Source organism: Brevundimonas aveniformis DSM 17977 (assembly GCF_000428765.1).
Lineage (GTDB): Bacteria > Pseudomonadota > Alphaproteobacteria > Caulobacterales > Caulobacteraceae > Brevundimonas > Brevundimonas aveniformis.
In genome coordinates this window covers 550,157-566,177 of record NZ_AUAO01000002.1, presented here as the reverse complement: position 1 = coordinate 566,177, position 16,021 = coordinate 550,157, and the positions used below count along the sequence as shown (strand labels likewise).

The following is a 16,021-nucleotide window of genomic DNA, read 5'->3' as shown; positions in this document are numbered from 1 at the left end:
TCATTCGCCGTGAACAAGCCCAGGCCGCGTCGAGCGTTCGAACACGGCCACCCGCTCCAGGGCATCCGCCTCAATGTCTGCGTAGAACAGATTGTAAGGCGGTGACTTTCTGCGATCCGCCCACGACCCGCTCGGCCGCAGGGACTCGGACCGCGGCAGCGAGTGACGCAACACCCCGTCGACGCACTGCGTTTCGATCTGGCGCGAGATGAAGGGTGGGCGCGAACCCCATTCCAGGCCGCTGGCGTTGGCTGCTCCCAGGCTCAGCCGCGCCGGTGCAAGCGCATCGCTCTGAGCCCCCAGAACTGGATTGACACACAGGGGCAAGCGCCCCTCAAGGCCGGTCAGGGCACCACGATCCGTCCAGACCTGAGCGCGATCGACCCGGCGTCGCGCCACATCGTCGGCCCCTTCGCGAACCTGGGCAAAGGCGACCAGACACCCCGCCTGGGCCCGCGACTGACAGGCCGGCAGCAGGTCGGTTGCCCGATGGGTATCCTCCGGGACGATGGCGTCCACGACATAGACAGCCACCAGTCGCTGACGCAGCGCGGGATCCTGTCTCAGCACCTCATCGGCCAGGCGTGCGACCAGCTCAGCCCCCTGCCCTGTCCCCGCCAGGATCAAAGGCCGACCCGAATCCCACGTCGCCCGATAGTGATCAAACGCCGCCCGAATGTCCCGATAGACAAAGGCCCGCGCGTCGCGCGCGTCGTCACGCAGGGTCAGCTGCGTATAGAGGCTCGACTGGCGATAGAGGGGTGCATAGATCCGGCCAACGCGGGCAAACGGCCCCGCATAATTGGGCAGCATGACGCGCCGCAACAGGTCGGACGACGCGGCGTCATCGATGGGGCCCAGCCAATCCGCACCCCCGTCATAGGTGGTGGGATGGACAAAGAAGATGTCCGCCGTCCCGGGCGGTCGGGTGGCTTCCCCCGCCAGGGCCCAGGCCGCCGGGCTGGCATAGTCCGGGGCGGCCGGCGGCTCATAGGTCTGGAACGGCACCTTGGGGTCCAGCCCGGTTTGCAGGATATCTTCCCGCCAGGCGAAGGCGGCGGCCACGCCGAACAACAGCAGGGCTGACAGCGCCAGGGCGACCCGGCGGCTCCACACAAATCGCTTGTGGCGCGCCTTGTCCTCGGCCCGCAGCGCCGCATAGGTTTCCTTGGGCCACCGCTTGTGAACCCAGAACCATTCCTCGGGTCTTTCGCGCACGCGCGCCTCGACCCAGGCGTTCACGCGCCGAACGGCCGTTTCAATGTCGCGCGCCCGGTCACCGGTCTGTTCCAGGTGGATCGGGTCGTGGACGACGACACGATACCGTGCCCCTCGTGTCCGCTCGACCGTCATGGTTTGTAGCGGCGCATCATATTTGAGCGCCAGCCGGCTCGGTCCGGGCGCGGTGTGCGCCTCGTGCCCAAAGAAGGGCAGCGCCAAGCCGGCGTTGAATTTCTGGTCGTTCATCAAGGCGACCGACTGACCGTTCGACAAGGCCGACATCAGGTCGCGGGTGGCTTCACCCTTGGGCGCAAACAGCTTCACGCCATAGGCCGCCCGCCCCTCCTTGACCCGCTTGTCGATCAGCGGATTGTTCATGGCCCGATAGGTCATCAGGCAGTTGACGCCGGACTCGACGATGGTGGCCGGCATCACCTCCCAGTTGGCAAAATGGCCCGAGACGAAGACGACCGGCTCGCCCCTGTCGCGGATTTCCGCCAGCCGCTCACCATTGATGACCTCGACGCGGCCCGTGCCGGGACGAATCCGGTCCATCAGCGGGAATTCGGCAAAGGTTCGTCCGACATTGTCCCATTGGGCGTTGAGCAGGCGGGCGTGCTCGCGCTCACTCAGCTTGGGAAAGGCCAGCCGCAGGTTGTCAGAGGCCGTCCGGTTCACCGGGGTCAACGGGCCGATGGTCCGAAACAGCCAGCCTCCGAAGGCCGAGGCCCAGTCCACCGGCAAGGCGCGCAACAACAGCACCACCAGATCGTAACCGATCGCCTCTATGCGCCAGCTGATCTTCTCGCCCAGGGTCGGGTTGTCACGCGACACTCTAGTCCGCCCCCAGACGCCGCTTCAGACGCGTCACACGCTTGTCGATGGACCGCTGCAGCTTGGGCCAGAACCCCTTGGCGCGGGCCTTTCGGAACGGGTCTTCGACATGGGCGTCGCCGCCGATATGTTCGGCCGAGCCGGGCGTCAGGAAGGCGACCGTGAAACCATCCTTCTTGAGCCGATAGGACAGAACCTCTTCCGAGCCGTGCTCCGCGAAGGGCCCGTAGGTCTGCCAGCTCTCCAGCCGGACCAGGCTGGGATTGAAGGAATAGCCGAACCATTCGGGGTGGGCGTCAGGCGGCATCACGACAACGCCGTCCGACAGCGGGGTCAGACGGGTCTGATATTTCGGGTGCAGTTCAGCCGGCTTGCGGACGCAGGCGACGCTGACCGTCGGATTGTTCTCCAGCACCTGGCGGCATGGGTCGAGAAACGGATCGGGCTCAAAACGCCAGTCGTCCTCGCAATGAAAAACATAGGGCGTTCGCACCGCCGCATAGGCACGGTCGATCGCACGCATCTGCCCGATGTTCGGCTGATTGAAGATCAGCTCATAGTCCGGGAACCGCTTGCTAATCCGCGCTGCCATCGCCGCATCGCCGGAATCCTCGATGATGATCCGGTGGGCAAAGCCGGTCGGCTCCGCCGCCTCGAGGCTTTCGAGCGTCTTCTCCAGCAGATCGAACCGCCCGCACGAGGTCAGGACCAGGGTAACGTCACCACTCATGTCCGCGCCGCCTCACCCTGGGCCTTGAGGATCCTTAGCAGGCGTCGGACCCGCATCTCGGCGGCGATATGGCTGGACTGCAGGCCGAACATCCCTCCGGTGAAATTCCGTCTCAGGATGTAGTACCGGAAAAAGACCAGCGGATACTCGAACGGCAGCCGAAGATAGATCGCCAGCGGCGATTTGCGCAGCTCCTTGGCCTGCAGCTGGGTATAGCGGTCCAGCTTCTGACGGACGTGTTCAATCGAGCGGTTCGAATAGTGCAGGGCAATGTGTTCGAGCTGGCCGACCGGCTCATGTTTGGTGTCGACGGTGTCGTGGACCAGGCTCTCGCGGAACCTCACCTTGCGACGATCATACAGGCGCACATAGTTGTGGCTCTCGGCCCAGAGCCGGGGCCGCGTGGCCCCCGGAAACACCGTCGGCATTCGAATTCGGTAGGCCGGCAAGGGCGGCTGAGCGATCGACAACAGGGTCTTGATCTCATTGGCCAGAGCGGGTGTCACCACCTCATCGGCGTCCAGGTTCAGGATCCAGTCGAAGCGCGCGCAATCCTCGGCAAACCGCTTCTGCGGACCATAGCCGTCCCAGGCCCGTTGAAAGACCTGAGCCCCCAGTGACTGGGCCAGATTGACCGTCCCGTCTGTCGAGCCGGAATCAACCACGACAATCTCGTCGGCGATGTCGCGCACGGCCTCTATGCACCGCTCCAGACGGTCCGCCTCATTGAAGGCGATGATGCAACAGGAGAGCCGGACGCGCGCCATGGCCGGGATCAGGCCGCCTGACGTCGCTTGGTCAGGGCGTCATATTCGAGCAGTTCGGCCGCCAGGGCCTCGAACTGATCCAGGGGCACCATGTTCGGCCCATCGGACGGGGCATGGTCAGGGTCGGGATGCGTCTCGATGAACACGGCATCGACGCCCACGGCGACGGCGGCCCGCGCCAGGATGGGCACAAACTCCCGCTGTCCACCGGAAGACGTTCCCTGCCCGCCGGGCTGCTGCACGGAATGGGTGGCATCGAACACCACCGGGCATCCGATCTCCTTCAGCACCGGCAAGGCTCGCATGTCGGACACCAGGGTGTTGTAACCGAACGAGACGCCGCGCTCACAGGCCATGACATTGGGGTTCCCTGCCCCGGTCACCTTGGCGATGACGTTCTTCATGTCCCAGGGGGCGAGAAACTGCCCCTTCTTGATATTGACCACGCGGCCGGTCTGGGCCGCCGCAATCAACAGATCCGTCTGGCGGCTCAGGAAGGCCGGGATCTGGATCACGTCGACGGCCTCGGCCACAGGCGCACAGTGCTCGACCTCGTGCACGTCGGTCAGGGTCGGCATTCCCGTCACCTCGCGGATTTCCGCAAAGATCGGCAAGGCATCCTTCAAGCCAATCCCGCGCGCAGCATTGGCCGAGGTGCGGTTCGCCTTGTCATAGCTGGTCTTGTAGATCAGCCCGACCCCGAGCCGGTCTGCGATCTCACGCAGGGCACCGGCCGTCTCCAGCGCGTGCTGGCGGCTTTCCATCTGGCAGGGGCCGGCGATGAAGGCCAGTTTCTCGCCACCGCCGATGACGACGGGTCGCGGAGCCTGGATATGGATCTGTGCGTTAGGGGCGGTCACGATGGCGTTCCTGAGCGTTCGGGTTTCAGTGGCCAAGAAGTGGCGGCGGCGCAAGCCAATCGCAAGGCAAAGAGGACTTTCTGACGTGGATCAACCGGTCATCCTGTGGTTTCGGCGGGATTTGCGCCTGGGCGACAACCCGGCGCTGGCGGCGGCGGTCGAGACAGGACGCCCGGTCGTCCCCGTCTATATCCATGATGAGGCACTCGATGGGCGCTCCCTCGGCGGTGCCTCGGCCTGGTGGCTCGACAAGAGTTTGCGCGCGCTTCAGGCCGATCTGGCGACGCGGGGATCACCGCTGGTCGTGCGCGCAGGCGATGCGGCCAGGACGCTGGATCAGCTAATCGCCGACACCGGGGCCGACGCCGTCTTTCTGAACCGGATGTTCGAGCCGGCCGCCTGGGCGCGGGACGCAGACATCGCCGAAACCGCCAAAGGCCGAGGCGTCGAGGTGCGCGGCTTCAACGCCACGCGGCTGGCGGCGCCCGGTTCGGTCCGCACCAAGGGGGGCGAGCCGTTCAAGGTCTTCACCCCCTTCGCACGCGCCCTGTGGGACGCCGCTCGCTCGAGGCCCGGTCGTCGCGCGCCGGAGACTTTGACGGCACCGACTTCGCCCATCGCGGGAATCAACATTGATTCACTCGCCCTGCACCCGAAAAACCCTGACTGGTCCACCGGCTTCGACGACTGGACGCCCGGTGAGGCCGGGGCGCTGGCAGCGCTGGTCCATCTGATCGACGGGTCGCTCAGTCACTACGCTACCGACCGCGACCGGCCCGACCGGGAGGGCACCAGCCGCCTGTCGCCGCATTTCCATTTCGGCGAGATCGACCCCTGGCGGGTCGTCACCACCGTCCGCACCGCCGCCGACCACGGCGACGTTCCGCACGGCCAGGCCGAGAAGTTTGCCGCCGAGGTGGCCTGGCGCGAGTTCTCGATCCAGCTGATGGAGAGCTTCCCCGACTTGGCCACGCGCAATTTCCGCGAGGGGTTCGACCGTCTGCAGTGGCGCGACGACCCGGCGGGCCTGGAGGCCTGGACGCGCGGCCAGACCGGCTATCCCATCGTCGACGCCGGGATGCGCCAGCTATGGGTCACGGGCTGGATGCACAATCGCGTGCGGATGATCGTCGCCTCGTTTCTGATCAAGGATCTGCTGATCGACTGGCGCGAAGGCGAGCGCTGGTTCTGGGACACCCTGGTCGATGCCGACGCCGCCGTGAACGCCCAGAACTGGCAGTGGGTCGCCGGCTCCGGTGCCGACGCCTCGCCCTTCTTCCGCATTTTCAATCCGACCGGCCAGGGCGAGACGTTCGACCCGAACGGCGACTACGTCAGCCGCTGGGTCCCGGAGCTAGCCCGGCTGCCCACCGACTGGATCCACAAGCCCTGGGCCGCCCCGCCTGGCGTGCTGGCCATGGCGGGGGTCAAGCTGGGCGACACCTATCCGAACCCCATTGTCGACCACGCCCGCGCTCGCGACCGCGCCCTGGGGGCGCTGAAGGCGACGAAGGGCTAGGTCAATCGCAGGTCATGGTTCCCGTGGTCGGGACCGTTCGAAACGATCCCATATTGATCACAGCGACCGGATGCGGCCAGTGTTCCAGAACCATGAGGCGCGGGATGAGTTCGCAGGTCGTCGTATACTGCAAGCCCCGCTGGCCCGGCACTTGCATCTGGGCGCGATAGTCGATCTGCCGGTCGTAGCCGTTCTCGACCAGCAGAACCGTGTCAACCGAGCCCGGGACCTGCATCAGCGACACGCGCAGCCGATCTAACGGACGACCATCCGGCACAGGATCAATCGTCCCCGGTGCCACGTCCTGGCCCGATGCCGCGATCGCTGCGTTCATTTCCTCGACGGCACGGGACAGTTTGGGCGGCGTGATGATCTCATTGGCCGGGCTGTGCGACTCGACGGTCAAGGCCCCGGCTTCAGAAACCTCCAGGACAACGGACTCGCCGAGGAAAAGCTGCAGACCGTCCTGCGTCACAAAGGGCAGATTGTCATTGATGTTGGCCGTCACCACCCGGTCGTCGAGCTGGATCGCGACCTGCCCGACATCCCGGCAGTTGCGTGCATCCGCGCACAGGTTCACGCTCGGTTGCGTCTGGGCTGTCATCAGGCTTGCAGCCAACAATAGCGAAATCATCGAACTCTCCGCTCTTGGTCGAGCGTCACTTCACCTCCGATGCCGCGATCTGGCAAGCTCCACCCATGACCGAATCGCGCTGTGGCTGGTGCGGGACCGACCCGCTCTACGTCGCCTATCACGACACCGACTGGGGTGTGCCCGAGTATGACGCCCGCGCCCTGTGGGAGAAGCTGGTGCTCGACGGTTTCCAGGCGGGCCTGGCCTGGATCACCATCCTGAGAAAGCGCGAGGCCTTTCGCGCCGCCTTCGACGGCTTCGATCCACGCAAGGTCGCCCTCTATGGCGAGGCCGACCGCGCCCGGCTGATGGGCGACGCCGGCATCGTCCGCTCCAACGCCAAGATCGACGCCGCCATTCGCGGGGCCCAGATCTGGTGCGAAATGGCCGACAACGGCGAGGACTTCTCCGCCTGGCTGTGGAGCTTCGTCGACGGCGCGCCGATCCAGAACCAGTGGGCCTCCCTGGCCGAGGTCCCGACCCAGACGCCCCAGTCCGTCGCCATGTCCAAGGCCCTCAAGGCCCGCGGCTTCAACTTCTGCGGCCCCGTGATCGTCTATGCCTTCATGCAGGCCGTCGGCATGGTCAACGACCACGTCACGCCGTGCCACCGGCACGAAGCGGTGAAGGCGCTGAGGCGATGATGGGTCGAGCTGCGACAGCCTTCTTCCCTTGCGAGAGAAGGTGGCAGTCCGAAGGACTGACGGATGAGGGGTCGCGCAAACCTGTCCGATTCCGTGGACGCTGCGGACAAGCTCAAACGGAACCAGTCGTCCACCCCTCATCCGACCTCGCTGCGCTCGGCCACCTTCTCCCTCAAGGGGAGAAGGACGCATGACCAAGCCCTCCCTCAGCTTCGAATCCCGCCACCCCGCGCCCGTCTGCGGCGTCGACGAGGCCGGGCGCGGACCGTGGGCAGGTCCCGTTTCCGCCGCCGCCGTCATCCTCGATCCGGCCGACGTCCCCGAGGGCCTGGACGATTCCAAAAAGCTCACCGAGGCCCGCCGCATCGCGCTGGAGGCCGAGATCAAGGCCCGCGCCGTCGCCTGGTCGGTCGCCTTCGCCTCTGTGGAGGAGATCGATCGGCTGAACATCCTCAAGGCCACCGGCCTGGCCATGCGCCGCGCGGTCGAGGGGCTGGCCACGCCCGCCGCCTTCGCCCTGGTCGACGGCAACTACCGGTTTGACCTGCCCTGCCCGACGGAGCCGCTGGTCAAGGGCGACAGCAAATCCGCCTCTATCGCCGCCGCCTCCATCCTCGCCAAACAGGCCCGCGACCGGCTGATGATCGAGGCCGATGCAGAGTTCCCCGGCTACGGCTTCGCCGGCCACAAGGGCTATCACGCTCCCATCCACGTCGCGGCGCTCAACCGCCTCGGCCCCTGCCCGATCCATCGGCGCAGCTTCGCCCCGATCCGGGCGCTGATTGAACAGCGCGCACTGATCTGAAAGGTCGTTTATCCCCGCACCCTCGAACGGACCTATCCTGTGACGGTCAGGAGGTCAGGCGATGATGCCGGAGGCTTTTGGTGTATGGGGTTGGAGCGGACTGCTCTTCTCGATCTGACGACCAGGACCGGCGCGAAATAGTGCACTTATTGCACTTAGTGCACTGTGTTTTCAGAGTGCAAATTCCCGCATTCTTCGCTCAGCGGTCGCCCTCGGCCACAAGCACTGCCGCGGGCCTGTGCGCCCGGACGCACCAGATGACCGAGACCACCATCATGACGATGGCCAGACCCTCGATCCCGCTCGGCCAGCGGCCCTCATAGACAAACCCATAGACCAGGGCGAACAGGGTCTCGAAGACGATCATCTGGCCCAGCATCGTCAGCGGCATCAACTGGCTGGCCCGGTTCCACAGGGCGTTGCCGAGGATCGAGGCCCCCAGCGCCACAGCCGCGCTGACCATCAGAAATCGCCGCCAGACCTCGCCGTCCCAGGCCTGCCCGGGCGCCAGCAGGGCCACCGGGACCAGCAGGATCGCCAGCGCACCGGTCACCACCCCGGTCAAGAGCGACCCGTCCTGGGCGCTGACCCGGTCGTTGCGGGCCAGCCAGCGGGCGTTGCCGATCGCATAGACCGACCAGGCGACCAGGGCACCGAGCGCGCAGGCCAGACCGATGATCGCCTCCCAGACCCCGACCGCGTGGGCGTCCGGCCTTTGCAAGGCGTCCCAGCCGATCAATCCGACCGCCCCGGCGGCCAGCAGCAGGGGCAGGATCAGCGTGCCGACCGGGACCGCTTGCGGGTCGCGCAGACCCCACAGGATCACCGCCACCGGCACCATTCCGACGATCAGGGCCGAGGCCGCGACGCCCGCCAGATGCACCCCGACCACCAGCAGGCAGAAATAGACGATGTTCCCCGCCAGGCTCAGCCAGACCAGCCCGCGCCATGCCGCCGCATCCAGAGCCGCCGTCGCCGCTTTCCACCTTGGCAGGACCAGCATGAGGGCCAGCAGGCCATAGGCCAGATACCGCCCCGCCGCCATGGCCATCGGCGAGGCTTCTGGAACCAGCTTGGGCGCCAGAAACACCAGCCCCCACAAGGCCCCCGACCCGACCCCACAGGCGACGCCGAGCAGCCGTGCCCGGGGCATCAGTAGATCAGATGGGGCCGCCGGGTCTCGACCCAGGCCGCCTCGTCCGGCCTGGCCACCGCGTCCAGATCACCCGCATCAGCCCCCGCATCATCCACCCATTCACGCAGGATCGGCGAGCCGTTGATCACATCGATCGGCAGCTTGCCGAAGGCGTACTCATACGGGAAGTCCCGCCACAGATCGTAGTCGGGATAGAGGCTGCGGATCGCCTTGAAACCCAGCGCCTGGACCCGCCAGGGCTGGAAGGCGAAATGGTCATAGGCCGGCCCCTCGGTGTGGATCTGGACGCTCGAACACAGCTGGCCCGCGTGCTTGTGGAAGGTCGGCAGGATCCAGCAATCCCGCAGCACACAGCTGTCCAGCCACTGCGGGGCCAGCCGCTGCATCTCGGTGATCACCGCCCGCGCATCGATGTCCGGCGCTCCGAACAGCTCCAGCGGCCGGGTCGAGCCGCGCCCTTCCGACAGCGTCGTGCCCTCCAGCATCACCGTTCCGGCGTAGTCGCGCGCCATGAACAGGTTCGGCGCATTGGGGCTGGGGTTGATCCAGACCCGCTCATTCAGCGGCCAGCCGAAACCCGGTCCGGCGTCAGGGTCATAGCCCTCGATCTCGATGACGCGATAGGCCACATCCAGCTTGAAGTGGTCGATGAACCAGCGGCCCATCTCGCCCAGGGTCATGCCGTGGCGCATCGGCATGGGCCCGGCCCCGACGAAGCTCTCCCAGCCGGGCCTGAGGATCGTGCCCTCGACCGGTCGCCCGGCCGGATTGGGCCGATCCAGCACCCAGACCTCCTTGCCGTGCTCGGCGGCGGCCTCCAGCACATAGAGCAGCGTCGTCACGAAGGTGTAGATGCGACAGCCCAGGTCCTGCAGGTCGATCAGGATGACGTCGAACGTCCCCATCGACTGGCCGGTCGGACGGCGCACCTCGCCATAGAGGCTGAAGATCGGAATGCCGTGGATCGGATCCGTCTCGTCCTCCGTCTCCATCATATTGTCCTGGAGATCGCCCTTCATCCCATGCTGCGGCCCGAAGGCGGCGGTCAGGTTTATGTCCGGGCAGGCCACCAGCGCATCCATCGAATGGGTCAGGTCCGCCGTGACCGAGGCCGGGTGCCCCAGCAGCGCGACCCGCTTGCCCTTGAGCGCCGCGCGCAGCTCGGGTTCGGCAAGCAGGCGATCGATGCCGAACTTCATTGGCTTTCCATGGGGGGCAGCTCCAGAACGAACGAGTCGGGATGGTGAAAGTCCGGCTTATCCGAAGGATGCGCTAAGGCCCAATAGGAGATCGCGCCATCGGCGGTTTCGATGACGGTGGACAGGGCGATCCGCCACGGCTGGTCGATGGGCAACCCCAGCCGATCCAGATCGAGCGTGACCGTGCGCGCGATCCAGGTCGCGTCATGCGCCCGCTCACTGTCGCGAACCTCGACCCCGTCCAGCGGCGTCATCCCCTCGCGGTAGCCGTCAAAGCCATAGACCGCCCAGAAGCCCGAGGGCGACAGGTTGATCTCGACATAGCCGCCGTCGGGCCGCGCCACGAAGGCCTCGAAACAGGTCGTCCGCCACAGCTCATCGGCCCGCGCCCGCTTGACGAAGCCGGGGACTTTCACCGCCGCAACGTCGCCGCCGACCTCGTAGTCCAGCTTCAGGCTCGACGGCCGGGGCCGCGACGCCATGACGGAAATCGTCAGATCCGGGGCGGTCGATCCTGGAAAGGGCGCAAGCGTGACAGTCATGGCCCCGTGGTGGCCTTCCGCTTGACGCCGGTCAACTGGGCGGCATAGGGATTCCTCATGTTCGCTCCCCGGTCCCAGACCCGCCTCTATTATCGCTCGCTGATCTAGCGAGCGGCCCGCGAACCCCTGCGCCGCATTTGCCGGCGCATTCCCCACCTGACGGACGCCGGCTTCCCTGCTAACGGAGCCGACATGACCTCCCCAAAGACCGACCCAGATTTCAAGTCCGATTTCCTGAAAACCCTTCAGGCCCGCGGTTACATCCATCAGATCACCCATCCTGCTGAGCTGGATGAGGCGGCGTCGGCCGGCATTGTCTCGGCCTATATCGGCTTCGACGCGACGGCCCCGTCGTTACATGTCGGCAGCCTGATCCAGATCATGATGCTGCGCCGCCTCCAGCAGGCCGGTCATCGCCCCGTCGTCATCATGGGCGGCGGTACCACCAAGGTCGGCGACCCGACCGGCAAAGACGCCTCGCGCCCGCACCTCAGCGACGAAACGATCCAAGCCAACATTGCCTCGATCAAGACGGTGTTCGAGAAATTCCTGACCTTCGGCGACGGGCCGACCGACGCGCTTCTGATCGACAACGACGAGTGGCTGTCGACCTACGGCTACGTTCAGTTCCTGCGCGACTACGGCACGCACTTCACGGTCAACCGGATGCTGGCGTTCGATTCCGTGCGTATCCGGCTGGAACGCGAGGAGCCGATGTCGTTCCTGGAATTCAACTACATGCTGATGCAGTCGGTCGACTTCCTCGAGCTGAACCGCCGCCACAATGTGACCCTGCAAATGGGCGGCTCGGACCAGTGGGGCAATATCACCTCCGGGGTCGATCTGGTGCGGCGGGTCGATCAGAAGTCGGCCTTCGGCCTGACCACGCCGCTGTTGACCACGGCCTCGGGCGGCAAGATGGGCAAGACGGCGCAAGGGGCCATCTGGCTGAATGCCGAACAGCTCAGCCCCTATGACTACTGGCAGTTCTGGCGCAATGCCGACGACGCCGACGTGGGCCGGTTCCTGCGCCTGTTCACCGACCTGCCGCTGGACGAGATCGCGGCGTTGGAAGCCCTCGAAGGTGCCGGAATCAACGACGCCAAGAAGGCCCTGGCCGACGCGGCCACAACGATGCTGCATGGGGCTGAGGCGGCGACAACGGCGCGGGCCGCCGCCGAAAGCGCCTTCGAAAAGGGGCAGCTTTCGGCTGACCTGCCGACCGTCGAACTGCCGCGTGACGAGGTCATCGGCGCCATGATCGCCGCCGTCACCACCAAGGCTGGGCTGACCCAATCCAACGGGGAGGCCCGGCGACTGGCCCAGGGCGGAGGTTTGCGCCTGAACGACGCACCGATCACCGACGGAGCTCAACTCCTGACTGAGGCCGACCTGACGGGCGACGGCGTGCTCAAGCTCGGGGCAGGCAAGAAAAAGATCGTGCTGGTGAGGCCCGTCTGATGACCGAATTGACCGAGGGCCTGAAGGCCCCTGCCCTTCACCTCCCGACCGACGATGGCGGCCAGTTCGATCTGGCCCGCGCCGGCGGCCCCGTCGTGGTCTTCTTCTACCCCAAGGCCGACACCCCCGGCTGTACGGTCGAGAGCCAGGATTTCTCCGCGCTCAAGCCTGACTTTGACAAGCTGGGTGTCCAGGTGATCGGCGTTTCGCGCGACCCGGTGAAGAAGTTAGCCCGGTTTCGAGCCAAACACGGCCTGACCGTCCTGCTCGGCTCTGATGAGGCCGGAACGGTGACAGAGGCCTGGGGCGTCTGGGTCCAGAAGCAGCTTTATGGCCGCACCTACATGGGCATTGAGCGGGCAACAGCCCTCGTCGGGCCAGATGGCCGGCTGGCCAGGGTGTGGCGAAAGGTCTCGGTCAAGGGCCATGCGACCGAGGTTTTGGTGGCCGCCACACGCCTGTAGAAAATCCAAATGAATGAACCTTTGATCTTGTATCGGAAGATCTGTTTCTCTTCGAATACACACTGAAATATCGGTTTCATGGATTCGATCTAGATTCGTTGCTCATTCCCCTATCGCGCGAGAAATCGGCCGTGAGCTAACCATTTCGCGTTGTCATCCGTTCATCGTGGTTAACGGAAGGTGAACACCCTTGCGCATTTGCGGCTACTTGCTGCATATGATTTCGACGGGTTGTGGGGTGGTAGAGTAATGGTCAAGCGTACCAAGGGCAGAATTCACCGGTTCTTTGAACGCCGGTTTCCTGAGCGGCACGTCTTCGTCCGCACCCCTGACGGTGAAATCACCGGTCGCGTCCTGACTCCTCGAAAACAGATCCTGATGACCTGCGGCGCGGTCGTTCTGGGGGCCTGGTGCCTTATGACCACTGCGGGGACCGTGTGGGGAGCTGTCACCACCTTCACCGCTGAACGCGACGTGCATCGTGCCCGCGCCTCGGCTGAGCGCATGAACGCTGACCTCCAGGCTCGTCTCGACAGCGCCGTGGCCCGAATGACGGCGACGTCCGGCTCGATCGATGATCTGGCGCATACGGTCGAGCGTCGCCACGCCGCCCTTACCCAGGTCATGACCCTGTTCCGGGGTGTTGACGGCGCTGAAGAGGCCCTGCGCCCCGCCGTGTCCCAGGATCCCGACCAAGCCCCGGTTGCCCGTCTCGTTTCGGTACAGATGGATCAGGAGCGTCTCATCTCGAGAGCCCAGACCTTCGCCGATAGCCGGGCCGAGCGTCTGCGCCTCGCCTTCCGTCTGGCCGGCCTGAACCCTGCCGCCTATGCTGGATCACCGGACTCGCTGGGTGGCCCCTTGGTCGAGGCCAACGACCCCGAGGCTTTGGCGACAATTCTCGATGTAGATGAAGCCTTTGCGGCCCGCATCCAGGCGGCGGCTGACGATCTCTCGGAGATGAGAACCCTTGCTGATACCGCCGAGCACCTGCCGTTTGGGCGGCCTGCAACGGGCGTGCGTCAGACCTCCAGCTTCGGTGTTCGGTTCGATCCGTTCAGTGGTCGCCCGGCCGTTCATCGTGGTCAGGATTTTGCAGGACCCTACATGACGCCGATCCGGGCAACCGCGCCCGGGGTGGTGTCCTTCGCAGGTGTCCGCAATGGCTACGGCAACACAGTCGAGATCGACCATGGCGGCGGGTTCAAAACCCGCTATGCGCACCTGCAAGGCTTCAACGTCGCCGTCGGCCAACGGGTCGGTATCGGTCAGCGCATCGGCGCGATGGGTTCGACCGGCCGCTCAACCGGCGTACATCTTCACTATGAGGTGTGGGTCGATGGCCGTCCCCAAAACCCCGCCCGTTTCATGAGAGCCGGAGACTATGTTCAACAAGCCGAAGAATAATCCGCCGCAGCCCAAGTCGCGTTCCGACGTTCCGGTCCCGCCGCTGCCTGATTTGCCGTCTCCGGGACAACAGAACGGTGCCGCGACCGCCCAGGTCGCCGCCGCGCCGGCTGTCGCGCCGGTCGCGCCGCCGACCCCGGCCCGTGGGGCGTCGGTTCTGGCTCGCGACTTGGTTTTTGAAGGCAACATCTCCGGCGAGGGCGAACTGACCATCGACGGTCAGGTCAAGGGTGATGTCCGCGTCAATCGTCTGATCGTCGGTGATACCGGCTCGGTCGAAGGCACCGTCCAGGCCGACAACGTCGACGTCAAAGGGCGTGTCGTCGGGGCCGTCAACGGCAAGGCCGTCAAGCTGATGTCGACCGCCTATGTTGATGGGGACATCAACCACGAACAACTGGCCATCGAAGTCGGTGCCTATTTCCAGGGACGCTGCCTCCAGAACCGTCCGGGTCAGGCCGCGGCTCCTGCCCGCCCGGCTGCCGCTCCGGCGGCGGCACCGGCAGCGGCCCCCGCCGCACCGGCAGTCCAGGGCGAGGTCGTCAACCTCAAGCCGACGGTCTAGATCCCTTTTTGGCTAACGACCGGGGCGGAGCCTGCAAAGGCTCCGCCCTTGTTCTATTCCTCGACCGTTTCCCCGCGCGTCGCACCGACACGCTGGGCCAAGGCCGCGCCCATGAAGGCATCCAGGTCGCCGTCGAGAACCCCTTGCGTATCCGACGTCTCGACCTCGGTACGCAGATCCTTGACCATCTGATAGGGCTGCAGGACGTAGGATCGGATCTGGTGGCCCCACCCGATGTCCGTCTTGGCGTCGGCCAGGGCCTGGGCGGCGGCCTCGCGCCTTTGCAGCTCCAGCTCGTACAGGCGCGCCCGCAGCATCTTCCAGGCCTGTTCGCGGTTCTGGTGTTGGGATCGCCCGGCCTGACAGGCCACCACCGTATTGGTCGGAATGTGCGTCAGCCGCACGGCCGAGTCCGTCTTGTTGACGTGCTGCCCGCCCGATCCTGACGCCCGATAGGTGTCGGTTCGTACATCCGCGGGGTTGATGTCGATTTCGATCGTGCCATCCACCACCGGCGACACACCGACCGAGGCGAACGACGTATGGCGCTTGGCTGCCGCGTCATAGGGACTGATCCGAACCAGCCGATGCACACCCGATTCCGACTTGAGCCAGCCATAGGCATTGGGGCCGGTCACCAGGATGGTCGCGGACTTGATACCAGCCTGGTCGCCGTCTTCCTCGGCCTCGATCTCGACCTCATAGCCATGCGCCTTGGCCCAGCGCGTGTACATGCGCAGAAGCATCCCGGCCCAGTCGCAGGACTCGGTTCCGCCCGCCCCGGCATTGACCTCGAGATAGGCATCGTTGCCGTCGGCCTCACCGGACAGCAGGGCTTCCAGCTCGGCCCGGGCGGCGCGCTCCTTGATCGACCGAAGCTGGGCCCGCGCGTCTTCAAGGGCCGCCTCATCGCCCTCTTCATCCGCCATCTCGGACAGCATCACCGCCTCTTCCAGACCGGTCTGCATCTGCTTCACGCCGTTGATCTGGCCTTCCAGGCGGGCGCGTTCGCGACTGACAGCCTGGGCCTCGTCGGGGTTGTCCCACAGCGTCGGGTCCTCGACCCGAGCGTTCAGCTCATCGAGTTTTCGAAGGGCCGGCTCCCAGTCAAAGTCGCCTCCTGAGCAGAGCAAGGCTCTGCTCGATGTCGGCCGACATGGCCTCGACATCCAGTCGCATGGTCAATCTCTCAGTGACACGTCATTCATGGCGA

The 16,021-nt window shown here is 65.6% G+C and carries 16 protein-coding genes; 7 read left to right on the top strand and 9 right to left on the bottom strand.

What is annotated here, in order from left to right:
- The 4 genes from G391_RS15945 to kdsA are packed head-to-tail and all read right to left on the bottom strand — an operon-like array spanning window position 1 to window position 4,415.
- The gene (locus tag G391_RS15945) at window positions 1-2,055 is read right to left on the bottom strand and encodes an LpxL/LpxP family acyltransferase (protein ID WP_342663496.1); all 2,055 of its coding nucleotides are present in this window, start codon (window positions 2,053-2,055) and stop codon (window positions 1-3) included.
- A 1-nt stretch (window position 2,056) separates the two neighbouring features.
- Window positions 2,057-2,785, bottom strand: coding sequence for a glycosyltransferase family 2 protein (locus G391_RS14270; RefSeq protein ID WP_051257229.1), 729 nt, complete (start codon window positions 2,783-2,785; stop codon window positions 2,057-2,059).
- Window positions 2,782-3,552: a glycosyltransferase family 2 protein gene (locus G391_RS0108090; protein WP_029087075.1), complete on the bottom strand. Its 771-nt coding sequence runs from the start codon at window positions 3,550-3,552 to the stop codon at window positions 2,782-2,784. The genes G391_RS14270 and G391_RS0108090 overlap by 4 nt, the downstream gene beginning before the upstream one ends.
- Before the next feature lie 8 nt (window positions 3,553-3,560).
- The gene (gene kdsA, locus G391_RS0108085) at window positions 3,561-4,415 is read right to left on the bottom strand and encodes a 3-deoxy-8-phosphooctulonate synthase (protein WP_156893904.1); all 855 of its coding nucleotides are present in this window, start codon (window positions 4,413-4,415) and stop codon (window positions 3,561-3,563) included.
- 82 nt (window positions 4,416-4,497) lie between these two features.
- Here kdsA and G391_RS0108080 point away from each other — a divergent pair, with 82 nt between their 5' ends.
- Window positions 4,498-5,931 (top strand): cryptochrome/photolyase family protein, encoded by a 1,434-nt coding sequence (locus tag G391_RS0108080; RefSeq protein WP_029087073.1) that lies wholly within the window; start codon window positions 4,498-4,500, stop codon window positions 5,929-5,931.
- Between the two features lies 1 nt (window position 5,932).
- Here G391_RS0108080 and G391_RS0108075 read toward each other — a convergent pair whose 3' ends face one another.
- On the bottom strand, window positions 5,933-6,565 hold the full coding sequence (locus G391_RS0108075) for a hypothetical protein (RefSeq protein WP_029087072.1): 633 nt from the start codon (window positions 6,563-6,565) through the stop codon (window positions 5,933-5,935).
- A gap of 65 nt (window positions 6,566-6,630) precedes the next feature.
- Here G391_RS0108075 and G391_RS0108070 point away from each other — a divergent pair, with 65 nt between their 5' ends.
- Window positions 6,631-7,209, top strand: a complete 579-nt coding sequence (locus G391_RS0108070; protein WP_029087071.1) for a DNA-3-methyladenine glycosylase I — start codon at window positions 6,631-6,633, stop codon at window positions 7,207-7,209.
- Window positions 7,210-7,399: 190 nt separating this feature from the next.
- Window positions 7,400-8,014, top strand: a complete 615-nt coding sequence (locus G391_RS0108065) for a ribonuclease HII (protein WP_029087070.1) — start codon at window positions 7,400-7,402, stop codon at window positions 8,012-8,014.
- Window positions 8,015-8,213: 199 nt separating this feature from the next.
- On the opposite strand, the gene G391_RS0108060 is transcribed toward G391_RS0108065, so the two are convergent.
- Genes G391_RS0108060 through G391_RS0108050 form a run of 3 tightly spaced genes read right to left on the bottom strand, consistent with a single transcriptional unit; the run spans window position 8,214 to window position 10,911 of the window.
- Window positions 8,214-9,167 (bottom strand): DMT family transporter, encoded by a 954-nt coding sequence (locus tag G391_RS0108060; RefSeq protein ID WP_029087069.1) that lies wholly within the window; start codon window positions 9,165-9,167, stop codon window positions 8,214-8,216.
- Window positions 9,167-10,369, bottom strand: coding sequence for an exo-beta-N-acetylmuramidase NamZ family protein (locus G391_RS0108055; RefSeq protein WP_029087068.1), 1,203 nt, complete (start codon window positions 10,367-10,369; stop codon window positions 9,167-9,169). The genes G391_RS0108060 and G391_RS0108055 overlap by 1 nt, the downstream gene beginning before the upstream one ends.
- Complete coding sequence (locus G391_RS0108050) at window positions 10,366-10,911, bottom strand: DOMON-like domain-containing protein (RefSeq protein ID WP_029087067.1); 546 nt, start codon at window positions 10,909-10,911, stop codon at window positions 10,366-10,368. The genes G391_RS0108055 and G391_RS0108050 overlap by 4 nt, the downstream gene beginning before the upstream one ends.
- A 192-nt stretch (window positions 10,912-11,103) precedes the next feature.
- Here G391_RS0108050 and tyrS point away from each other — a divergent pair, with 192 nt between their 5' ends.
- The 4 genes from tyrS to G391_RS0108030 all read left to right on the top strand — a co-directional run bounded on the left by tyrS (window position 11,104) and on the right by G391_RS0108030 (window position 14,808).
- Entirely contained in the window at window positions 11,104-12,372 is a 1,269-nt protein-coding gene (gene tyrS / locus G391_RS0108045) for a tyrosine--tRNA ligase (protein ID WP_029087066.1), read from the top strand.
- Complete coding sequence (locus tag G391_RS0108040; RefSeq protein WP_029087065.1) at window positions 12,372-12,836, top strand: peroxiredoxin; 465 nt, start codon at window positions 12,372-12,374, stop codon at window positions 12,834-12,836. Before tyrS ends, G391_RS0108040 begins: the two co-directional genes overlap by 1 nt.
- Before the next feature lie 249 nt (window positions 12,837-13,085).
- Window positions 13,086-14,243, top strand: coding sequence for a peptidoglycan DD-metalloendopeptidase family protein (locus G391_RS0108035; RefSeq protein WP_029087064.1), 1,158 nt, complete (start codon window positions 13,086-13,088; stop codon window positions 14,241-14,243).
- The gene (locus tag G391_RS0108030; RefSeq protein WP_029087063.1) at window positions 14,221-14,808 is read left to right on the top strand and encodes a bactofilin family protein; all 588 of its coding nucleotides are present in this window, start codon (window positions 14,221-14,223) and stop codon (window positions 14,806-14,808) included. Before G391_RS0108035 ends, G391_RS0108030 begins: the two co-directional genes overlap by 23 nt.
- 53 nt (window positions 14,809-14,861) lie before the next feature.
- Here G391_RS0108030 and prfB read toward each other — a convergent pair.
- Window positions 14,862-15,987 (bottom strand): peptide chain release factor 2 gene (gene prfB / locus G391_RS0108025; RefSeq protein WP_156893887.1). Its coding sequence is split into 2 segments (ribosomal slippage): window positions 14,862-15,917 and window positions 15,919-15,987, totalling 1,125 coding nucleotides; the frame shifts between segments, so codons are not numbered across the junction.
- Between the last annotated feature and the right edge of the window lie 34 nt (window positions 15,988-16,021).

Excerpts from the sequence above, each read along its gene's own strand:
- G391_RS14270 (WP_051257229.1), bottom strand. The coding sequence starts at position 2,785 with ATGAGTGGTGACGTTACCCTGGTCCTGACCTCGTGCGGGCGGTTCGAT.
- G391_RS0108090 (WP_029087075.1), bottom strand. The coding sequence starts at position 3,552 with ATGGCGCGCGTCCGGCTCTCCTGTTGCATCATCGCCTTCAATGAGGCG.
- G391_RS0108075 (WP_029087072.1), bottom strand. The coding sequence starts at position 6,565 with ATGATTTCGCTATTGTTGGCTGCAAGCCTGATGACAGCCCAGACGCAA.
- G391_RS0108070 (WP_029087071.1), top strand. The coding sequence starts at position 6,631 with ATGACCGAATCGCGCTGTGGCTGGTGCGGGACCGACCCGCTCTACGTC.
- G391_RS0108065 (WP_029087070.1), top strand. The coding sequence starts at position 7,400 with ATGACCAAGCCCTCCCTCAGCTTCGAATCCCGCCACCCCGCGCCCGTC.
- G391_RS0108060 (WP_029087069.1), bottom strand. The coding sequence starts at position 9,167 with ATGCCCCGGGCACGGCTGCTCGGCGTCGCCTGTGGGGTCGGGTCGGGG.
- G391_RS0108055 (WP_029087068.1), bottom strand. The coding sequence starts at position 10,369 with ATGAAGTTCGGCATCGATCGCCTGCTTGCCGAACCCGAGCTGCGCGCG.
- G391_RS0108050 (WP_029087067.1), bottom strand. The coding sequence starts at position 10,911 with ATGACTGTCACGCTTGCGCCCTTTCCAGGATCGACCGCCCCGGATCTG.
- tyrS (WP_029087066.1), top strand. The coding sequence starts at position 11,104 with ATGACCTCCCCAAAGACCGACCCAGATTTCAAGTCCGATTTCCTGAAA.
- G391_RS0108040 (WP_029087065.1), top strand. The coding sequence starts at position 12,372 with ATGACCGAATTGACCGAGGGCCTGAAGGCCCCTGCCCTTCACCTCCCG.
- G391_RS0108035 (WP_029087064.1), top strand. The coding sequence starts at position 13,086 with ATGGTCAAGCGTACCAAGGGCAGAATTCACCGGTTCTTTGAACGCCGG.
- G391_RS0108030 (WP_029087063.1), top strand. The coding sequence starts at position 14,221 with ATGTTCAACAAGCCGAAGAATAATCCGCCGCAGCCCAAGTCGCGTTCC.